This is a genomic window from Amycolatopsis coloradensis (genome assembly GCF_037997115.1).
In the GTDB taxonomy this organism is placed as follows: domain Bacteria; phylum Actinomycetota; class Actinomycetes; order Mycobacteriales; family Pseudonocardiaceae; genus Amycolatopsis; species Amycolatopsis coloradensis_A.
Map to the genome: position 1 here is coordinate 2,848,132 of NZ_CP150484.1, position 20,887 is coordinate 2,869,018.

The following is a 20,887-nucleotide window of genomic DNA, read 5'->3' on the forward strand; positions in this document are numbered from 1 at the left end:
GGCACCACCCGTGCCCGGCGAGGAGTTGAGGTGACAGTGGAGCTGCTGCGCAATGCCGTGCGGCCCTACGCGTGGGGGTCCAGAACGACGATCCCCGAGCTGCTGGGGCGCCCGGTGCCGGCGCCGCATCCGGAGGCGGAACTGTGGATGGGCGCTCACCCCGGCGACCCGTCCCACGTCATCGGCCCCGACGGCACCGAGCGGAGCCTGCTGGAGCTCGTCGAAGCCGATCCGGTCGGCCAGCTCGGCACGACCTGCGCCGACCGCTGGGGCGGAAGGCTGCCGTTTCTGCTGAAAATCCTCGCCGCCGAGGAGCCGCTTTCGATGCAGGCGCACCCGTCGGCCGCGCAGGCGGCGGAGGGGTACGCGCGTGAGGAGTCGGCCGGGATCCCGCGCGACGCCTCGAACCGCAACTACCCGGACCCGACGGCCAAACCGGAACTGGTCTGCGCGCTGACGGAGTTCCACGCGCTGGCGGGCTTCCGCGACCCGGAACGCACGATCGCGCTGCTGAAGGCGATCGAGACGCCGGGGCTGGCGAAGTACGCGGTGCTGCTGGAGGCCCAGCCGGATCCGGCAGGGCTGCGCGCGCTGTTCACCACCTGGATCACGCTGCCGCAGGCCGCGCTCGACGAGCTGCTGCCCGAGGTTCTCGATTCGTGTGTGAAGCACGTCCAGGAACGCGGCGAGTTCGACGTCGAATGCCGGACCATCCTGGAGCTCGGCGAATCGCATCCGCGCGACGCGGGGGTGCTCGCCGCGCTGCTGCTCAACCGCCTCACCCTCAGTGCGGGCGAGGCGATCTACCTGCCCGCCGGCAATCTGCACCTGTACCTGCACGGCACCGCCGTCGAGATCCTGGCGAACTCGGACAACATCCTGCGCTGCGGGCTGACCCCGAAGCACGTCGACGTGCCGGAGCTGCTGCGCGTCGTCGACTTCGCGTGCGGCGAGATGCCGGTCCAGAGCGGCGAACGCGAGGAGCGCCTGTCGGTGTATCGCACCGACGCGCCGGAGTTCGAGCTGTCGCGGATCGAATGGGAGGCCGGGGACGGCGGCGAGGTCGCCGTCCACGACGTCGGCCCGCAGATCCTGCTGTGCACCGCCGGTGGCCTACTGGTGACGGCCGACGACGGCGAGCAGGTCGAACTCCGCCGCGGCCAGTCGGTGTGGCTCCCGGCCGCCGATCCGGAGGTCCGTGTGCGTCCGTTGTCCGGGGAGCGCACCCAGGTGTTCCGCGCCACCGCCGGCACCTGCTGATTCCTCGCGTTCAGAGGACTGAACGCGTGCGGGCTTGGCCGAAGTGTGTGCGTTCCGTGTGGTGGGTTCCGCAACTATCGCCCGAAGGGGTGACCCGGCGCTTGGCGTCGGCTCGTCCCGGATGTCGATAGCCAAGGAGCAGCAGTAGTGACTTCCCATCCCGACACGGCGAGCGGACGCGCTTACCGGGTGCCGGTCTCCGCGCGCCCCACCGCCCTGCTCGCCGCGCTCGGAGCCGCCGTGGTGACCGTGCTCGTCCCGGTCGTCGACCTGGTGCTCCCGCTGCCGAGCGGCCAGGACCTGGTCGGCTCCGCGCAGGCGCTGTCGGGGCTGGCGGGCGGAACGATCGAGTCCGTCAAGGCCGCGGGCTCCGGTCTGCACGACCTCGCCGCCGGCGCGGAGAGCAGGCTGAGCCTTCCGCTGGTCGTGCTCGTCTCGCTCGGCGCGCAGGTGCTGCTCACGGCCGCGCTGGTGGTGACCGGCAGCCAGCCCGTCCGCGTGATGCTGACCGTCGCCGGGCTGATCAACGTGTTCGCGGTCGCGCGCCTCGGGCCGGCCGCGCCGCCGGTGTGGGACGCCGCGGCCAACGGCGTGCTGGTGATCGTGCTGGCCTGGTTCTCCGCCGGACGGCGAGAACCACGGCTCGCCGCGGTGTGATTCCGGACTGATGGTGATTTCCGGGTGGTGCTCGTCTGAGGGGTCGGGCACCCCCCGGTCAGGCCGGGGCGGGTTCGGTGAGCGACAACAGCAACCGGACGAGGGTCGAAGCGTTGGCGTCGTGGGGGACTTCCAATCGCTTCGCCTCTTCGCCCGCCGCCTCGGCCGCCTTCGTTTCCCCGACGGCCTCGTATGCCCTGCGCAACACGTGCAGGGTGAGGGCCGTCGCGGGTTTCCCGCCCATGGCGCGGAATTCGTCAAGGCACTGGCGCAGCACGGGAATCGCGCGATCGGCCCGTCCGTCGCCGATCCAGCTCGCGGCGATCGCACGCGTGCAGGAAAGCTCTCGCGGTCGTTCTTCGAGCGCTCCGGCCAGCCGTCGCGCGTTCTCGTAGGCCTTCACCGCGTCGTCCCGCCGTCCGGCGCCCGCGAGGATCGCGCCCTGGGTGCGCAGCGACTTCGCCAGCGCCGATTTCGCCGTCGTCCGGCGCAGCACCCGGACCGATTCCTCGATCGTCGCCAAGGCCTCCTCCGGGCGGCCGTCGAGCATCAGCGACCACGAAAGTCCTTGCAGGGCAACGCCGAGCTGCCGTTCGTCGCCGCGTTCGCGCGCGTGCGCGAGGCTACGCCTGTCGATCTCCAGCGCCTCGGAGATCTTGCCGAGGCGGTGCAACGCCGCGGACTCCGCCTGTCGCGCGTACGCCCCGCTTTCCTCCACAGTGGACAGTTCGCGGGCCTGGGTCGCGGCGTGCAGGGATTCGCCCGCCCTGCCGAGCCCGACGAGGCAGCGCGCCAGGTTCGTCTCGACCCACGCCTGCGCGGAAATGTCGCCCAGCTCCGCCAATTCCTTCGAACATTCGCGGTAGCCCTCGGCGGCGAGCTCGTATTCGCCGCGAACGTGCAGCAGTACCGCCAGGTTCGCCTCGGCGATGACCACGATGTGCCTGTCGCCGGCCTCGCGGGCGGCGTCGCGCAAGGTCTCGTACGCCGTCCGCATGTCGGTGTAATGACTGTGCAAGTACAGGTACGCGCTCAGCCTTTCCAGTATCCGCAACGCTTTCCGCCGCCAGCCGACGGCGCACAGCGACGAGACGGCGGTGACCAGGTTGGCCCGCTCCACGGAGAACCAGGTGCCGGGGTCGCGCAGCAGCCGCTCGACCAGTTCGTCCGCCAACGGCTGCGCGGGCACGTCGTGATCCGACAACGGCATCGGCACCGTCCGCGGCAGACGGCGGGCCGCCGTGTCGGCGAGACACAGCGCCGCGTCCGACACCTTCGCGACCGTCGCCACTCGCTCGGCGTGGGTCTCCAGCGCACGGCCGAGTTCCGTGGCGAACACGCGCACGAGATCGTGGACGCGGAACCGCTGCTCACCCGTCGGATCGAGACCGGTGGCTTCGAGCAGGCTGGCCTCGACGAGTTCGTCGATGGCCTCGTCGGCGTTTTCGCTGCCGGCACTGTCGATCAGCGTCGACACCGCCCACGCGGGCAGGTCGAGGGTGCGGCAGCGACCGATCAGCCGGAACGCGCGCCGCGCCGCCGGGCTCAGCGCCTGATAGCTCAACGCGATACTGCCGCGGACCTGGAGATCGCTGACCTGGAGTTCGTCGAGGCGCGAGACCTCGTCCTCCAGTTTCCCGGCGAGTTTCCCGAGCGGAAGACCAGGCCGCATCGCGAGCCTGCTGCCGGCGATCCGCAACGCCAGCGGGAGATTGCCGCAGGCCTTGGCGATGCGTTCCGCGTCCGCGCGTTCGGCGCCGACCCGGTCCCGCCCGGCCAGCCGCGCCAGCAGGGTCATCGCCTCGGCGCCGGACAGCGGCGCGAGATGGAGCCGATCCGCCCCCGCGAGCCCGGAAAGCCGCTGCCTGCTGGTGATCAGCACCGCGCTGCCCGGCGTTCCCGGCAGGAGCGCGCGAACCTGCTCGGGGCTCGCGGCGTCGTCGAGCACCACGAGGACCCGCCGATCGGCGAGGCGGCCGCGATAGACCGCCGCCCTGGCCTCGACGTCGTCCGGGATGGCCGGGCCGGTGACGCCGAGCGCGCGTAACAGGTCGCCGAGGACGTCGGCGAGTTCGCGGGGGTCGGAGGCGCCTGCCAGCGGGACGAACAGCTGACCGTCCGGAAAGGACCGGCGGAGTCTGTGCGCGGTGCTGACCGCGAGCGTCGACTTGCCCGCGCCGGGTTCGCCGGTGATCACCGCGACCGGCACACGGGTGGCCTCGCCGAGTAGCGCGGAGAGCTTCGCGATCTCGCTCTCGCGGCCGGCGAGATCCGCGATGTCCGGCGGCAGCTGGCAGATCGGGAAGACCGGCGCCGCCTTGGCCGGGGGCACCGGATCCTCACCGCGCAGCACGGCGGCGTGGACCCGGCGGACCTCGGCGCCGGGCTCCACGCCGAGCTCTTCGACGAGGGTGGCGCGCAGATCACGGTGGACGGCCAGCGAATCGGCCTGCCGTCCGGCGCGGTGCAGCGCGATCATCAGCTGCGCGGCCAGCCGCTCGCGCAGGGGGTGTTCGGTGATCATCGCCTGGAGTTCACCGGTGAGTTCGCCATGCCTGCCGTCGGACAGTTCGGCGTCGACACAGTCTTCGAAGGCGGCGAGCCGTTCCGACTCGAGGCGGGCGATGTCCGCGTCGAGCCGGGGGACGTGCAGTCCGGAAAGGACCGGCCCGCGCCATTCCGCCAGCGCCCGGCGGTAGTGCCCGGCGGCCGCCGCCGGATCGCCCGCCCGCGCCGCCGCCTTCCCCGCCGCGACGGCTTCGCGGAAGGACAGCAGATCGAGGTCGGCCGGCTCGACCACCAGCCGGTAGCCGTGCGGATCCCGCGCTATCTCCAGCCCCTCGAACCGGGCCCGCAGGCGGGAGACGTACGTGTGCAGATTCGAGGAATACGACTTCGGTGGCGTGTCCGGCCAGAGGGTCTCGACCAGGGCGTCGACCGGGACGGACGAGTTCGCGTTCAGCAGCAGGACGGCCAGCAGGGCGCGCTGGTGATCGCCGCGCGGCGTCGTGCGCCGCCCGGGCGGACTCTCGATCGTCAGCGGTCCGAGCACGCCGAATCGCGGCACGGGCACCTCCCCAGGTCATGAGAGGGGCGAGACTAGCGAGGAGGCCCGACAATTCTGTGACCTGTCCCGCCCGCCGTGTCCGGGCGCATCCGCACTGCTAGCCTTCGAACCCGGCATATCGGGACACCATTGGGGAGTTGCACGTGTCTGCAGGTGGCGGAACCAAGGCGATCATCGCCGCGCTCGTGGCGAACGCCGGAATCGCGGCCGCGAAGTTCACCGGCTTCCTCATCACGGGGTCGTCTTCGATGCTGGCCGAGTCCGTGCACTCGCTCGCGGACACCTCGAACCAGGGGCTCCTGCTGCTGGGCCAGAAGACCTCGCAGCGCAAGGCGACCCGCACCCACCCGTTCGGCTTCGGGCGGGACCGGTACTTCTACTCGTTCATCGTCGCGCTGATGCTGTTCAGCCTCGGCTCGGTGTTCGCGCTGTACGAGGGCATCCACAAGATCTCGCATCCCGAAGAACTGACCTCGCCGCTGGTGGCGGTCGGCATCCTGGTGGTCGCGATCGGACTGGAGTGCTACAGCTTCTACACCGCGATCCAGGAGTCGAAGAAGATCAAGGGCGACGCGGGCTGGTGGGCCTTCATCCGCCAGGCCAAGACGCCGGAGCTGCCGGTGGTGCTGCTGGAGGACGCGGGCGCGTTGCTCGGTCTGATCTTCGCGCTCGCGGGTGTCGGGCTCTCGGTGATCACGGGCGACCCGGTGTGGGATGGCATCGGCACCGTGACGATCGGTGTGCTGCTCGGCATCATCGCGATCATCCTGATCATCGAGATGAAGAGCCTGCTGATCGGCGAGGGCGCCTCCGAAACCGACCTCGACGTGATCGTCGACGAACTCGCCGCGGGCAAGGTCGAGCGGGTCATCCACATCCGGACGCTGTACATCGGACCGGACGAGATGCTGGTGGCCGCGAAGCTGGCGCTGGTGCCTGGGCTGGAGACCGCCGACGTCGCGCAAGCCATCGACGACGCCGAAGCGCGTGTGCGGGCGAAGGTGCCGACGGCGAAGCTGATTTACCTGGAGCCGGACCTGGACCGCGCGCTGGTCTGAGCCGGTCTCCGCTCGCTTCACGTGCCATGAAAGGTCCTTTCCTTGCAAATTTTGCAAGGAAAGGACCTTTCATGGCGTTGGCGCGTGGTGCGGCCGGGCCGGGGCGGATGCTCGCTTCCGGAGGCGGGGCCGCGACCGCCATCCAGAGTAACCCTCCGTACTCCGGCGATCACCGTCAAGGCCTCCCGGTACTTCGTTGCTCTCCCACCGCGCTGGCGATCCGGGCGGAGGATAGGGTCCCTTGAACCGCAGTCAGGTGTAGGAGGTCAAGGGTGCCCGGAAACGGTCTGTGGCGTACGAAATCCATCGAGCAGTCCATCGCGGACACCGACGAGCCGGGGACCAAGCTCAGGCGGAACCTGAGCGCGTGGGACCTGACCGTCTTCGGGGTCGCCGTCGTCATCGGTGCCGGTATCTTCACCCTCACCGCGCGGACGGCCGGTGACTTCGCGGGGCCGTCGGTCTCACTCGCCTTCGTGTTCGCGGCCATCGCCTGTGCACTGGCCGCCCTCTGTTACGCGGAATTCGCGTCGACCGTCCCGGTGGCCGGGAGCGCGTACACGTTCTCCTACGCCACGTTCGGCGAGTTCATGGCGTGGATCATCGGCTGGGACCTCATCCTGGAGCTCGCGGTCGGCGCGGCCGCGGTGTCGAAGGGCTGGTCCGCCTACCTCGAAACCGTGCTCTCCTACATCTTCGGCAAGGGCACGAAGACGACGTTCGAGCTCGGCCCGATCCCGGTCGACTGGGGAGCCTTGCTCGTGGTGCTGGTACTCGCGACGCTGCTCGCCGTCGGCACGAAGCTGTCTTCGCGGTTCTCCATGGTGATCACCGGGATCAAGGTCGCGGTGGTGCTGTTCGTGATCGTGCTGGGCATCTTCTACATCAAGGGGTCGAACTACACCCCGTTCGTCCCGGACGCCCAGCCCGCCGCGGAGTCGGCGTCGACCGGCGTCGACCAGTCGCTGTTCTCGCTGATCGCCGGTGGCGGCAGCAGCGCGTTCGGCGTCTTCGGCCTGCTGGCCGCCGCGTCGCTGGTGTTCTTCGCGTTCATCGGGTTCGACATCGTCGCGACCACCGCCGAGGAGACCCGCAACCCGCAGAAGGCCGTGCCCCGCGGCATCTTCGGCTCGCTCGCCATCGTCACGGTGCTGTACGTCGCCGTGTCGCTCGTGGTCGTCGGCATGGTGAACTACAAGGAGCTCGCCACCACGGCGGGTGACGGCGGCAAGAAGACGCTCGCGTCCGCGTTCGCGGCCAACGGCGTCGACTGGGCGGCCAACATCATCTCCGTCGGTGCCCTCGCCGGTCTGACGACCGTCGTCATGGTGCTGATGCTCGGCCAGATCCGGATCATCTTCGCGATGTCGCGTGACGGCCTGATGCCGCGCGGCCTGGCGAAGACCGGCTCGAACGGGACCCCGAAGCGCGCGACCATCGTCGTCGGCGGCCTGGTCGCGGTCGCGGCGACTTTCTTCCCGGCGGACAAGCTCGAGGAAATGGTCAACGTCGGGACGCTGTTCGCCTTCGTGCTGGTTTCGGCGGGCGTGCTGGTGCTGCGCAAGACCCGGCCCGATCTGCCCCGCGCCTTCCGGGTGCCGTGGGTTCCGGTGATCCCGATCCTGGCGATCGTCGCCTGCCTGTGGCTGATGCTGAACCTGACCGTGCTCACGTGGCTGCGCTTCCTGGCGTGGATGGCGCTGGGCGTCGTCATCTACTTCGCCTACAGCCGCCGCCGATCATTGCTCGGCAAGCAGGACAAGGGCGAGGTGCCGACGTCCGTTTCGGACTGATCATTCTCGTTTCGGCGGCCCACCATTCCTTTGTGGATGGTGGGCCGTTTTCGTGCCAGGGCCGTCCGGTCTCGGAGTGATAACACCCGGGGGTCCCGCTGCCGCCGTAAAATCCGTGTGCGATACCGTCCGGGACCTTGCTTCCCCCTGATGGGTTAACGCGACTCCTGCAGAAGTACCGCGAGTTGACCGCGTTCCCTCGGAGGTGGCGCCGCGCTTCGCTCGTTTGTCCCCCCGATCGGTACAGGAGAGCTCCGAATGCAGACCAAGCCCAGACGGCGTGTTCGTTCCGCCGTCACCGTCGTCGCCCTCGCCGCCGTGGCCCTCGTCGGGACCGCGGGCACCGCCCTCGCGACCCGCAGCGACGACCGCGCGACCCAGGTCGTGAAAGACAACGCCACCACCTGCGAGGGGGCCAAGGTCCCGGGCAAGGTGCTGCCCACCTCGGACCTGACCTTCACCGGTGGCACACAGCAGGACAAGTACCTCGACATCACCGCGGTCGCCAAGGGCGTCACCGTCACGGCGATCGTGGTCAAGGGCGGCCACGGCTACAACGTCTACGTGCCCGGGGAGAAGGGGCTGCCCGAGAACCCGCCGTGGACGCAGCTGCGTTCGCCGCTGAACAAGGGTGACCAGCAGGCGCAGATCAGCCACTGGTTCGTCTGCGGTGAGAAGACCAAGCCGTCCGAGCCGACGAAGCCGACCGAGCCGACGAAGACCACCACGGCCAAGCCGCCGACGACGGCCCCGACTTCCCCGGACAAGCCGTCCCAGACGTCGGAAGCCCCCAGCAGCACCACCACCGCCCCGGCCCCCGTGGTCGACGGTAACGGCGGCAACGGCGGCGGCCTCGCGGACACCGGTTTCGACAACGCCTGGCTGCTGTGGGCCGGTGGCCTGCTGGTCCTGGCCGGTGCCGGCGTCCTGGTCCTGCTGCGCGTGCGCCGCAAGGCCAACTGAAGCTAGCTGACGCCTGAAGGCCCTCTTCCTCGCGAAGGGGGCCTTCAGCGCATCTGCGGGAAGTCCCCGAACAGCGATCCCTGCTCGCCCCAAGGGTTCTTCGGGCGTGGCCTGCCGAGGCCGGCGGCCATCGCGACGGCGTTGTCCCATTCGGCGTCGACGACGTAGTCCGTGTGCTTGAGGACCCCGGGTGCCCAGCGGTGCCGCCCGGTCGGCCCGCGCATCGGGTCGGGCAGCCAGTGGTCGCCGCCGAGGACCAGGACGCCCTGATCGTCGGCCTCGGCGGCCAGCGGCCCGGTCCCGCCGCCGGGCAGGTAGCCGTCGCCCAGCAGTTTCCCGGCCACCACGCGATGCCGCCACGTCGTGACGCCGCCGCCGAAGATGTCCGTGCCGCGGCACAGCGCACGCCAGCGGCCGTCGAGGCCTTCGAACAGTCCGGCCAGCTGCGCCTGCGGCAGCATCGCGGGGAAGGCACGCTGGTAACCCCATTGCAGCGGTGACCCCGCGGTCAGCAGCCCGACCCGGTCGCGGTCCTCCGGCGGGAGATCGGCGATCACGCGTGCCGCGGCGAGCACGGTCAGCAGGCTGCCGAGGTTGTATCCGGAAAGCACGACCCTGGTGCCCGGATCGGCCAGATGTTCCTTGACCCGGTCCGCGAGTTCCGGCACGACCTTGAGCGCGTAACTCGGCGGAACGGTCGGATGGGCGGCACGCGGCCAGAAGCACACGAGATCCGCCAGCGCGCCGAGGTGACGGCTGCGTTTGGGGGTCGTCGCGGCGGCGAACACGACGCGCAGCAGCCCAGCCGCCATCGCGCCCAGCGCGAACACGCCGATCGCGGAGAGAGGCTTGAACCAGCCCGGCAGCGGGCCGAAACCGAAGCGCAGCACCAGGAGCGCCCCGCCGCCCGCCGCCATCGCCAGCGCCACCGTGAGCGCGAGATGGTGCAGATGCTTGCGTTCCCACGACGCACGCGCCCAGGCACTCGCGGCTTCCTCTTCCTGTGCCTTGTCGATCTCCATCAGCGCGACGATCTTCGGGATGCCGCGGCGCAGCCGTCGCAGCGGGACGGCGACCGCGAAGCCCAGCACACCGAGCACGACGGCGAGCGCGAGACCGGCACCCCACAACACGGTCACCAGGGAGTAGGTGTCGGGCAGCCGGAGGTCGGTCGCGCCGACCAGCTGCCGCAGCGCGACCGCGAGCCCCGCGCCGAAGCCGCCGCCGAGCAGACCGGCCAGCGCGACGACCGGCGCCGCCGCCCACCCGCCGAGCCACGGCCGCAGCCGGTGCGGCAGGTGCTTCCACGCCGGCCGTCCGAGCAGGGCCGCCGGGACGAGGATCAGCGCGAACAGCACGGTCACCGCGACCATCGCGGCTCCGAGCGCCTCGACCGTCCCGTCCGCCCCGCCGAGCCCGCCGCCAGGGAGCCCCGCGGGCAGCGGCGTCCGGCGCACGACGGCGATGCCGACCAGGACGACGGCGACCCCGATCAGCCCGCCCCGGATCACCGGCCCGGCCGAGAAGCCGACCGTCGAGGCCACCAGCGTGGCGAGGACGAGCGCCAGCGCGCAGATCCAGACGATCAGGTCGAACGTCGCGGACGGCAGCCGGAACGGCCCGCCGAGCAACGGAAGCGCGACACAGGTCAAGGCGGCGACGGTGTGGAGGGTGCGCAGGCCGGGCGTCCGCGGCAGGTCCTGCGGTTGCAGCGGGCTCGAACTGGGGACGCGGTGCAGCCTGTTCCGCGAGCGCCAGTCCGACGACGGGATCCGGTCGAGCACGAAGATCAGCGCCAGCAGCGGCAGCACCCCGATCGCCGTCCGCAGCGGCGCGAACTCCCGCAGGAACGACGGCGCGCCTTCGAGACAGGTCGAGCCCGGCGCGAGGCACTGCGCGGCGAAAAGGTCGAGCGAGACCACCGCGAGCTGGCTGATCAGCAGCATCGTCAGCAGCAGTGACGCCACCCGCAGCAGACCTCGGCAAACCGCGCCGAGCAGCGCCGCGAACCGCCTGCCCTCCGGGACCGGCGGCAGCATCCAGTGCGCGACGTTCGCCAGCGAGAACGGGAACAGCAGCGCCCAGGTCGCCTTCGCCGCGCCTCCGGAGGTCATCCCGCTCCACAGGTAGCCTTCGAGGATGCGCGGGATCGAACGGCCGAGCGCGGGCAGCACCGGACCGGGAGCGGGACGGCGCAGCCGGTCCGACGGCCGGATCAGCCTGCCGATCCCATCGCCCGCGACGTCGACCACCGACGTCGAATCCAGCAGGCTTTCACCGCTCGTGCCCACTAGCCCGGGTACGCGTATTTCGACGACGCGGGTATCGGGACCCGGCATGACCACGGTGAAGCCTCCAAACCGTTTCAGTGGGGACTGAACCGACAACGGTACTGTTCCGATGTCATCCAACCTTGGAGGAAGCGCGCATATGACCCCCGAAAGCGTTGCCAAGCGGCACGACACCCGCAACGGCATCGAGTTCGCCGTCGCCGATCTCGAGGCCGCCGAGTTCGGCCGCAAGGAGATCCGCCTCGCCGAGCACGAGATGCCGGGCCTGATGGCGCTGCGCCGCGAATACGCCGAGGTGTATCCCTTGCGGGGAGCCCGCGTTTCGGGCTCGCTGCACATGACGGTACAGACCGCGGTCCTGATCGAAACCCTCGTCGCGCTGGGTGCCGAGGTGCGCTGGGCCTCCTGCAACATCTTCTCCACCCAGGACCACGCCGCCGCGGCGATCGTCGTCGGCCCGCACGGCACCCCCGAGGAGCCCAAGGGTGTTCCGGTGTTCGCCTGGAAGGGCGAGTCGCTGGAGGAATACTGGTGGTGCACCGAGCGGATGCTGACCTGGGACGGTGAAGGTCCCAACATGATCCTCGACGACGGCGGCGACGCCACCATGCTGGTGCACAAGGGAACCGAGTTCGAGAAGGCAGGCGTCGTCCCCTCGCCGGACGAGGACACCTCGGACGAGTTCCGCGTGTTCCTGCAGCTGCTGAGCGCTTCGGTCGCTGCCGACACGGGCAAATGGACCAAGATCGGTGAAGGCGTCCGCGGGGTCACCGAGGAGACCACCACCGGCGTGTTGCGGCTCTACCAGCTCGCCGCGGCCGGTGAACTGCTGTTCCCGGCGATCAACGTGAACGACGCGGTGACCAAGTCGAAGTTCGACAACCGCTACGGCATCCGGCATTCGCTGATCGACGGCATCAACCGCGGCACCGACGTCCTCATCGGCGGCAAGGTCGCGGTCGTCTGCGGTTACGGCGACGTCGGCAAGGGCGCCGCGGAATCGCTGCGCGGCCAGGGCGCGCGGGTGATCGTCACCGAGATCGACCCGATCTGCGCGCTGCAGGCGGCGATGGACGGCTACCAGGTCAAGAAGCTGGAGAACGTCCTCGGCGAGGCCGACATCATCATCACGACCACCGGTAACAAGGATGTCGTGCTCGTCGAGCACATGGCGCGCATGAAGCACCAGGCGATCCTCGGCAACATCGGCCACTTCGACAACGAGCTCGACATGGCCGGCCTGCAGCGCTACCCGGGCATCCGGCGCATCACCATCAAGCCGCAGGTCGACGAGTGGGTCTTCCCTGATGGCAAGAGCATCATCGTGCTGTCCGAGGGCCGCCTGCTGAACCTGGGCAACGCGACCGGGCACCCGTCGTTCGTGATGTCGAACAGCTTCTCCAACCAGGTGATCGCGCAGATCGAGCTGTTCACCAAGCACGAGGAGTACGACAAGGAGGTCTTCCGCCTCCCGAAGAAGCTCGACGAGAAGGTCGCGAAGATCCACCTCGACGCGCTCGGCGGTGAGCTCACGAAGCTGACCAAGGAGCAGGCCGAGTACATCGACGTGGACGTCGAAGGTCCCTTCAAGACCGACCACTACCGGTACTGACGGCTGCCATGAAAGGCCCCTTCATTGCAAAATTCGCAATGAAGGGGCCTTTCATCGCACGCGCTAGCGCCACTCGACCTCGATGCCGGCCAGCCCCGGCCCGGCGTCGCTGAAGAAACCGCTGGTCACGCCGCCCATGTCGAGGGGGAGCTCCTCGGACTCGACGGGCACGGCGTCGTCGCGCGTCCGGAACTGCCGGGTGCAGCGGGCGGGCAGCGCGCCGAGCGCGAACTTCAGCTGCACCAGGTAGCTCGAGCACTGGTCCCGCAGCATCCGGAAGTACCCCGGCGACGCGGTGCCGGAGTCGTCGCGGACCTCGAAGCAGAACACGTGGATCTCGCCCTCGGCGAGCTTCCGGTCGAAGAGCAGTTCGGTGGCCATCGTCTCGGCCCCGGCGTTGCGCCGGATCCGGCCGACCCGGCAGCCCTCGGCGGTGATCAGCTCGACGTCGCCGATGTTGCAGCCCGGGTCGCCGTTGTAGACGGTGACGTACCGGTCCGGGCCGTGCCGCCGGGCCCGGCACACCAGCCGGGTCTGGAGGCCGACCTGCCGGTGCGCGGCGTCGAAGGTGATCGTGTCGTGCACCGAGAGCATCTCGAGGTCGGCGTTGTAGCGGTTGGACGACGGGTACGCGCCCAGTTCGGCCAGCAGCTGGTCGACGACCGAGCCCATGTCGCCGGACCGGATGTCGTGGAACGACGCGGCCATCTGGTGTCCGCGCGCCCGCGCCGTCCGCGGTCCGATCAGCACGACGAGCGCGTCCGCGGGAAGTTGCAGCACCGATTCCAGCGCACGCACCGCGGGCAGCGCCTTGGGCACCTCCGGCTGCCGCAATCCGCGCTGCCAGTAGCTCAACGTCGACTGTCCGATTTGGACGCCGCGGAGCCCGAGGTGGGCGCGGAGCCGGGCGAGCGACAGGCCCCGGTAGGCGATCGCCTGCCGGAGCGCGTGGTGGAATTCGCCGCTGCGGAGAGCCTCGACGAGTTCTTTGGGCAAGGCTTCGAGCGGCTGACGGCGCGTGCCGTCGATGATCGTCGGGGTGTCGTCGTTCGAGGCATGCCTTCCCGCCGAGGACGCGTCAGCTCGAGTCGAGGCGAGCTTTCCCGCCGAGAACGTATCGGCACCGTCTCGTGTCACCGCTCGTCCCTTCACCAGACCAGTGTGTGCGCTGAGCGTGAACACCGCGGAACGTTCACGTTAGCAGCGCACTGTGAACACTACGTCCCCCGTTCGGGGTGGTTGACCCCGGAAGAGTGACCGTTCCGGGGTGTGGAAACGCCCCGGAACGGTCCGTTCCGCCGAGTGCCCATCTTGCTCTGTGTGAGCCTGCTGTTCACCGTTGTGACCACATTGGTTCGCCATGGTGACCAGGAGGCCCGTCGTGCCTGTGTTCTCGAGGAGGTTTTGCGCCGCCGGCGCCGCGAGTCTCGTGGCGTGGCTGGCGATCCAGACCCCGGCGAGCGCGCTGCCCTCGCCGCCTGCCCGCCAGAACCCCATCGCCATGCAGGCGCAGGAGAAGTCCCAGTGGTGCTGGGTGGCTTCCGGCAACACCATCGCGGCACACCACGGCGTGACCGTCACTCAGAACGAATTCTGCCGGATCGCCCACGACGAGCGCCGCCGGGAGTGCGCCGACGAGCCGGGAACGCTGGGCGACGTCCGGCGCGCCTTCGGCAAGCTCGGCTTCGCGGCCCCGGGGAACTACCTCAAGAGCCGCATTCCCTTCGCCGCCGTCCAGGCCCAGACCGGCGACGGCAAGCCCGTCCAGACGCGGGTCGGCTGGGCCGCGGGCGGCGGCCACATGCATGTCCTCTACGGCTCCGACGCCGGCCGGAAGTGGGTCTCGTGGGGGGATCCACTGCCCACCGGCAACCGCTACAACTGGTCGACCTACGACTTCTACTCGGCCAACAAGTCGTTCACCTGGACCCACACGCTCACCGGGATCCGGCGATGAGCACGCGGCGGTTCCTGGGGCTCGCCGGGCTGGTCGCGGTCGCCCTGCTGGTCTCGGCGCCCGGAGCGCGCGCGGATCACCTGTCCGGTGAAGATCTCGCCGCCGCGAAGGCGGCTGCCGACGACCTCACGCTGCGTGCCGAAATCGGTCGCTTCTTCACTCAGACGGGTGGTTCGAGCCAGGCGCCGTCGGTGAGCGTCGTCGACGAATCCTTCCCCGTTTACGAGCTTTCGAGGGATTTCGTCGCCGGTGACGGCGCGGTCGCCGGGCGGCTCGCCTACGTCGCGGTGCCGGTGGCGGCGTCCGACGGGCGGACCGCGACCGTCTGGTCGGTCCGCGGCGACGACGGCGTCTGGCGCGTCGGCAACATCGCGTCGGGTGACCGGGAAAGCGAACTGGCCCGGCGGCTGCCCGCCGGTGCGACGCTGCTCCACGAACCCCAGGTCGACGCCTGGTACGCGCTGCGCGACGGGCGGGTGACCCTGCTCGACTCGGGTGCCGGCGGCTACGCGAGCGGCGCCTCGGTCACCCTCGCGGAGTACCAGAAGACCGTCTCCGGCCGGTACGGCGCCATGCTCGCGAACTCGCCGTACGCCCAGGAGGGCAAGGCAGGCGGCTACAACGCCCAAGTGATGCCGCGCGGCGACGGCGGCCCCGCGCCCGACGCGCAGGACACCGGCTTCGTGCCGCTGCTGATCTTCGGCGGCTTGCTCCTCATCGGTGTCGCCGGCTTCTTCCTGCACTCGAAGAGGCGCGTTCCCTAGCGGACCGGTGGGCCGGACGTGAGCTGACCCGTCTGGCCCGCCGGTCGACCATCGCCCCATATCCTGTCCCGGTGGGACGACTCGTGGTGATCGAAGGTCTGGACGGCGCGGGCAAGCGCACCCTCGCCGACGCGCTGACCGGCGCGCTGAACGCGGCCGGGGCGAGCGTCACGTCCATCGCGTTCCCGCGGTACGGCGAAAGCGTGCACGCCGACCTCGTGAAGGAAGCGCTGCACCGCGGCCACGGCGACCTCGCCGACTCCGTCTACGGCATGGCGATGCTCTACGCGCTCGACCGGCGGGGCGCGGCCGACGAGATCCGCGCTCGTCTCGGCGATCACGACGTCGTGCTGCTCGACCGGTACGTCGCGTCGAACGCGGCGTACGGCGCCGCCCGGCTCCACCAGGGCGCGGACGGCGAATTCGTGCGCTGGCTCAAGGAGCTGGAGATCGACCGGTTCGGCCTGCCGGTGCCCGTCGCGCATCTGCTGCTCCGGGTCACGGCCGACGTCGCCGCCGACCGCGCGCAGCGGCGCGCGGAGAGCGACGCCGACCGCGCGCGGGATTCCTTCGAGACCGACGACGCGCTCCAGAAGCGGTGCTCGGTGGTCTACGACGAGCTCGCCGCGACGGGCTGGCTCGCGCCCTGGCACGTCCTCGACGGCGTCGCCGGCGTGGACACCCCGGCGCTAGCCACCTCCCTCCTCCGCACTTAGTCCTCTGAATGCGGTACTTGCGCGCGCAACTACCGCGTTTCGTCCTCCAAACGCGTGAGCAGCCAGGAGTGGAACTCGCCGATGTGGTGTTCGGACGGCATCAGCACCCCGCCGCCGCGGTAGGCGCGGGACGCCATCGCGGGCTGGCAGCGTTCGCAGGCGTCGAAGTCCTGCTCGTTGACGCGGTGGAACAACTCCACCGACCGTGACACGTCCCGCCCCGACGCAACGACCTCCTCGGAATAGAGCCAGTCGCATTCGACGACCGTCCGGTCCGGCGCGAGCGGGTACATCCGGTGGAAGATGACGTGGTCCGGCACCAGGTTCACGAACACCTGCGGCCGGATGGTGATCGCGTAGTACCGCCTGTCCTGTTCGTCCGCGACACCGTCGAGCCGGTCGAAGCCCGTCGTGCCGTCGATGGTGAAGCCGTCGACGGCCTCGCCGAATTCGGCGCCGTGCCCGACGTAGTACTGCGCCGCGTAGCCGTCGGCGAACTCCGGCAGCACCTCGGTCAGCTCCGGATGGATGGTCGCGCAGTGGTAGCACTCCATGAAGTTCTCGACGATCAGTTTCCAGTTCGCCTTGACGTCGTAGGTGATCCGGCGCCCGACCGAGAGCCGGTCGAGACCGTAGCGCTCGATCGATTCCAGGTCGCCCAGCCGCTCCCGCACCGCGCCCTCGACGTCGGCGTCGAACGACGGCGGGTCCGCGGCGAGGCAGACCCACGCGTAACCCAGCCATTCCCGCAGGCGCACGGTGTGCAGCCCGTACTCGGAACGGTCGATGTCGGGAAGGTTGGCCAGGTTCGGCGCCGCGATCAGCTTGCCGTCCAGCCCGTACGTCCACGCGTGGTAAGGACACTGGAACGCGCGTTTGACCGTGCCCGACTCCTCGGTGCACAGCCGCGCGCCGCGATGGCGGCAGACGTTGAGGAACGCCCGCAGCCCGCCGTCCCGCCCGCGGCTGACGAGCACGCTCTCCCGGCCGACCCGCACGGTCCGGAAGTCGCCGGCCGACGGCAGATCCGCCGATCTGACCGCGCAGAACCACTGGCGCTCGAAGATCTTTTCCTGTTCGGCCGCGAAGATCGCGGGATCGGTGTAGTAGCCGCCGCCCAGCGTCGGGATGAGGCTCGTCATCTCGGTACTCCGGTGAACCGGGCGGGATCGAACAGGGCGATCGGATGCCCGGTCGTACCGTCCACGACCAGGTCGGCGAGGATCTCACCGACCACCGGGACGAACTTGAAGCCGTGCCCGGAGAACCCGCAGGCGACCACCACGCGTTCGTGCGCGGGATGGCGGGAGATGACGAAATGTTCGTCGGGCGTGTTCGTGTACATACAGGTCGCCCCGCGCAGGAAGGTGCCGGGCAGCGCCGGCATCTTTCGCCGGACGAACGCCGAGATCTCGTCGACCTCCTCGGAGTGCACCGTCCGGTCGATGGTCTCCGGCGTGCACGTCCTGCCGCCGCGGAAGAACGCGACCTTCACGCTCCCGGCATCGTCGTGCGAGGGGAAACCGTAGAACTGGCGGCCGTTCGCGCCTTCCCAGACGTAGATCGGATGCCGTCCGGCGCGGAACGGCTCCGCCCCGCCCGACGGCGCGAACCAGTACTGGACCTGGCGTTCGACGGTGAAGACGATGCCGAGCTCGGCGAGCAGTTCCGGCGCCCACGCGCCGGGACAGATCACCAGTCGTCCCGCCGTGTAGAAGTTCCGTGACGTCCCCACCCGGACACCGGTGGACGTCTCCCGCCACGAAAGGACCTCCTCTTGGTGGTGCAGCTCCGCCCCGGCCCGGGCGGCGAGCTGGAGATGCGCGGCCACACTGCTTTCCGGCACCACGAACCCGGCGTTCTCCTCGTACAGCGCGATCTCGTGATCGTCCGGGTTCATCGTCGGGAACCGGCGCCGGATCTCCGCCGCGTCCAGCAGCTCGTGCGGCAGCTCCCATTTCCGGGCGCTGGCAAGGCTTCCCGCCACCGTCCTGGACTCGGGGCCGCCGAGCATGATCCCGCCGCACCGGGTGAAGACCTTCCGGCCGGAGTCGCGTTCGACCCCGTCCCACAGTTCGTGCGCCCGCAGCAGGAGCGGGACGTACGCGGGATCCTCGAAGTACGCCTGCCGGGTGATCCGCGAGCCGCCGTGGCTGGACCCGAGGTTGTGCACGGGCGCGAAACGGTCGATGCCCAGCACGCGCTGACCTCGCCGGGCGAGCCGGTACGCCGCGGCGCTGCCCATCCCGCCGAGGCCGATGACGATGACGTCGTAGTGGCTCATGCGGCGCTCCTGATCCGGTTCATGCCGGGGTCGAACAGCGGTTCACGCGCGACGACGGCGGGGATCCGCTCGCCGAAGTACTCGATCTCCAGGGGCCTCCCCGGCTGGGTGAACTCCACCGGAAGCCAGGCGTACGCGATGTTCTTGCCGACGGTGTAGCCGTACGCGGCGCTCGTGACGTACCCGGCGGGACGCCCGTCGGCGAACACCGGCTCCTTGCCGAGCACGACCGAGTACGGATCGTCGACGGTGAGACAGGTCAGTTTCCTGGTCACCGTTTCCTCCGAGCGGCCGGCCAGCGCGTCCCTCCCGACGAAGTAGCCCTTGTCCATCCGCACGGCGAAGCCGAGCCCGGCCTCGTACGGATCGTGCTCGGCGGTGACGTCCGTTCCCCACAGCCGGTATCCCTTCTCCAGCCGCATGCTGGAGAAGGCGTCCCGGCCGGCGGCGATGATCCCGTGTGCCTGCCCGGCTTCCCAGAGCGTGTCCCACAGACGGCGGCCGAGGTCCGCGCTCGTGTACAGCTCCCAGCCGAGTTCGCCCACATAGGACAGTCGCATCGCGGTCACCGGCACCTGGCCGACGTACGCCTGCTTCGTCTTGAAGTAGCCCATCGCCTTGTGCGAGAAGTCCGTTGTGGACAGTGGTTGCAGCACGGCTCTCGCGAGCGGGCCCCAGAGCCCGATGCAGCAGGTACCCGGCGTGGTCTCGTGGATCTGCGCGGCGCCGTCGCCGGGGAGGTGCCGCCGCAGCCAGCCGACGTCGATGGCGCTGTTGACGCCGACCTGGAACCGCTCGGCGCCGAGCCGCGCGACGGTCAGGTCGCTGCGCACGCCGCCGTCCTCGTCGAGCAGCAGGGTGTACGTGACCGAACCGGGTTTCTTGTCGAGCTGGTTCGTGGTCATCGTCTGCAGGAACGGCAACGCGCCCGGTCCGGTGACCTCCACCCGTTTCAGCGACGTCATGTCGAACATCGCGACCCGTTGCCGCGCTACCAGCGCTTCGGCGCCGCCGATCGGCGACCAGTACCGCGCGGCCCAGCCGTCGCGCTCCGGGATGAGGCCGACCTCCGGGAGATCCGCGTTCGCCTCGTACCAGTGCGGCCGTTCCCAGCCGCTCGCTTCGAGGAAGAACGCGCCGAGCTCCTGCTGCCTTTCGTAGAAGGGACTCGTTCGCAGCGGTCGCGGTTCTTCCATGGGCTGCGAGGGATGGACGATGTCGTAGACCTCGGTGAAGCTCTGGCAGCTACGGGCCATGACGTAGTCCGGGGCGAGCTGCACCCGCTCGAACCGGGCGAGGTCGCACCCGTGCAGATCCACGCCGGGCTGGCCGTCGACGAGCCACCGCGCCATGGCACTGGCGACTCCGGCCGAATGCGTGATCCACACGGCCTCGGCGACCCAGAACCCGTCGAGGTCCGGATGTTCGCCCAGCAACGGCATGCCGTCCGGGGTGAAGGAGAACAGGCCGTTGATACCTTCCTCGACCTTGGTCTCGCCCAGTGACGGCAGCAGGTCGACGGCGGCGGCCCAGGACGGCTCGAAATCCGCGGGGGTGAACGCGAGTTCCGACGGCATCCCCTCGCCGGTGCCGATCTCGTGGGGAGGCAAGGGCATCGGCCGGTGCCCGTACGCGCCGATGCCGATCCGATCGACGTGCTCGCGGAAGTAGAGGTCGGCGTCCTGGTGCCGCAGGATCGGCCGGGTGGCCTCCTCTGTCACGCCGGCGAGTGAAGGCAGCGGGCTGGTGCGCGCGTACTGGTGCGCCATCGGGACCAGCGGGATCGCGAGGTCCACCAGTTCGCCGAGCACCGGCCCCCACATCCCGGCGCACGAGAGCACGATGTCCGCGCGGAAGCTCCCGGTCCCGGTGGTGACGCCGGTGACCCGGCCGCCCGACCGTTCGATCCCGACGACCTTCTGGCGCGCGAGGAACTTCGCGCCGCGCGCGATCGCGCGGCGTGCCTGCGCTTCGGCGGCGCGCAGGGGTTTGGCCAGGCCGTCGGAGGGGATGTGGAATCCGCCGAGCACCTTGGCCGGATCGAGCAGTGGATGCAGCGCGGCGCATTCGTCCGCCTCGACGAGCCTGCTTTCGACGCCGGACGCGGTGGCCCAGCCGTGCCGCCGCTTGAGGTCGGCGAGCCGCTCTGGTGTCGTGGCCACCTCCAGCCCGCCGACAGGCCGGAAACACGGGTTCCCGTCCAGGTCGAGCGCGCCGTACTTCGCGACGGTGTACGCGGCGAACTCGGTCATCGTGCGGCAGGAGTTGGTCTGGAAGACCAGACCGGGTGCGTGCGAACTCGACCCGCCGGTGGTGAACAGGTCGCCCTGGTCCAGCACGGTGAGATCGGTCCAGCCACGGTCGGTGAGCTCGTCGGCGAGGGCGCAGCCGACGATGCCGGCGCCGATCACGACGACGCGGGGTCCTGGGGGCATGGTGAGGGGTACCTCCTGCCTGCCCTGGAG

At 69.9% G+C, this 20,887-nt stretch carries 15 protein-coding genes; 9 read left to right on the top strand and 6 right to left on the bottom strand.

Annotation, left to right across the window (positions count from 1 at the left end; all coding sequences use genetic code 11):
- The first annotated feature begins 36 nt into the window (after positions 1-36).
- Together manA and LCL61_RS13515 are read left to right on the top strand one after the other, a co-directional pair.
- Positions 37-1,260, top strand: a complete 1,224-nt coding sequence (gene manA, locus LCL61_RS13510; RefSeq protein ID WP_340688572.1) for a mannose-6-phosphate isomerase, class I — start codon at positions 37-39, stop codon at positions 1,258-1,260.
- A 147-nt stretch (positions 1,261-1,407) separates the two neighbouring features.
- Complete coding sequence (locus LCL61_RS13515; RefSeq protein ID WP_340687143.1) at positions 1,408-1,917, top strand: hypothetical protein; 510 nt, start codon at positions 1,408-1,410, stop codon at positions 1,915-1,917.
- A 58-nt stretch (positions 1,918-1,975) separates the two neighbouring features.
- On the opposite strand, the gene LCL61_RS13520 is transcribed toward LCL61_RS13515, so the two are convergent.
- Positions 1,976-4,984, bottom strand: a complete 3,009-nt coding sequence (locus LCL61_RS13520) for an AfsR/SARP family transcriptional regulator (RefSeq protein ID WP_340687144.1) — start codon at positions 4,982-4,984, stop codon at positions 1,976-1,978.
- Between the two features lie 143 nt (positions 4,985-5,127).
- Between LCL61_RS13520 and LCL61_RS13525 the strand changes: the two genes are divergently transcribed.
- The 3 genes from LCL61_RS13525 to LCL61_RS13535 all read left to right on the top strand — a co-directional run bounded on the left by LCL61_RS13525 (position 5,128) and on the right by LCL61_RS13535 (position 8,798).
- Positions 5,128-6,042, top strand: coding sequence for a cation diffusion facilitator family transporter (locus tag LCL61_RS13525; protein WP_340687145.1), 915 nt, complete (start codon positions 5,128-5,130; stop codon positions 6,040-6,042).
- Positions 6,043-6,314: 272 nt separating this feature from the next.
- Entirely contained in the window at positions 6,315-7,835 is a 1,521-nt protein-coding gene (locus tag LCL61_RS13530) for an amino acid permease (RefSeq protein WP_340687146.1), read from the top strand.
- A 258-nt stretch (positions 7,836-8,093) separates the two neighbouring features.
- Positions 8,094-8,798, top strand: a complete 705-nt coding sequence (locus LCL61_RS13535; RefSeq protein WP_340687147.1) for an LPXTG cell wall anchor domain-containing protein — start codon at positions 8,094-8,096, stop codon at positions 8,796-8,798.
- 44 nt (positions 8,799-8,842) lie between these two features.
- Here the strand turns inward: LCL61_RS13535 and LCL61_RS13540 are convergent, their stop codons facing one another.
- Positions 8,843-11,137 (bottom strand): hypothetical protein, encoded by a 2,295-nt coding sequence (locus LCL61_RS13540; protein ID WP_340687148.1) that lies wholly within the window; start codon positions 11,135-11,137, stop codon positions 8,843-8,845.
- Positions 11,138-11,228: 91 nt separating this feature from the next.
- On the opposite strand from LCL61_RS13540, the gene ahcY reads away from it, so the two are divergent.
- The gene (gene ahcY / locus LCL61_RS13545) at positions 11,229-12,701 is read left to right on the top strand and encodes an adenosylhomocysteinase (protein ID WP_340687149.1); all 1,473 of its coding nucleotides are present in this window, start codon (positions 11,229-11,231) and stop codon (positions 12,699-12,701) included.
- A 63-nt stretch (positions 12,702-12,764) separates the two neighbouring features.
- Here the strand turns inward: ahcY and LCL61_RS13550 are convergent, their stop codons facing one another.
- A complete protein-coding gene (locus LCL61_RS13550) occupies positions 12,765-13,733 on the bottom strand; it encodes a hypothetical protein (protein ID WP_340688573.1) in 969 nt (322 codons plus the stop codon).
- A 355-nt stretch (positions 13,734-14,088) separates the two neighbouring features.
- Between LCL61_RS13550 and LCL61_RS13555 the strand changes: the two genes are divergently transcribed.
- From LCL61_RS13555 to LCL61_RS13565, 3 genes are all read left to right on the top strand, one after another.
- Complete coding sequence (locus LCL61_RS13555; protein WP_340688574.1) at positions 14,089-14,658, top strand: papain-like cysteine protease family protein; 570 nt, start codon at positions 14,089-14,091, stop codon at positions 14,656-14,658.
- Positions 14,655-15,422: a hypothetical protein gene (locus LCL61_RS13560; RefSeq protein ID WP_340687150.1), complete on the top strand. Its 768-nt coding sequence runs from the start codon at positions 14,655-14,657 to the stop codon at positions 15,420-15,422. The genes LCL61_RS13555 and LCL61_RS13560 overlap by 4 nt, the downstream gene beginning before the upstream one ends.
- Before the next feature lie 83 nt (positions 15,423-15,505).
- Positions 15,506-16,138, top strand: coding sequence for a dTMP kinase (locus LCL61_RS13565; RefSeq protein ID WP_083650100.1), 633 nt, complete (start codon positions 15,506-15,508; stop codon positions 16,136-16,138).
- 29 nt (positions 16,139-16,167) lie between these two features.
- On the opposite strand, the gene LCL61_RS13570 is transcribed toward LCL61_RS13565, so the two are convergent.
- From LCL61_RS13570 to LCL61_RS13580, 3 genes are read right to left on the bottom strand one after another with little or no spacing between them, the layout of a single operon-like run.
- Complete coding sequence (locus LCL61_RS13570; protein WP_340687151.1) at positions 16,168-17,280, bottom strand: aromatic ring-hydroxylating dioxygenase subunit alpha; 1,113 nt, start codon at positions 17,278-17,280, stop codon at positions 16,168-16,170.
- Positions 17,277-18,422, bottom strand: a complete 1,146-nt coding sequence (solA, locus tag LCL61_RS13575) for an N-methyl-L-tryptophan oxidase (RefSeq protein ID WP_340687152.1) — start codon at positions 18,420-18,422, stop codon at positions 17,277-17,279. Before solA ends, LCL61_RS13570 begins: the two co-directional genes overlap by 4 nt.
- Positions 18,419-20,857, bottom strand: a complete 2,439-nt coding sequence (locus LCL61_RS13580) for an FAD-dependent oxidoreductase (RefSeq protein WP_340687153.1) — start codon at positions 20,855-20,857, stop codon at positions 18,419-18,421. The genes solA and LCL61_RS13580 overlap by 4 nt, the downstream gene beginning before the upstream one ends.
- Positions 20,858-20,887: the final 30 nt, after the last annotated feature.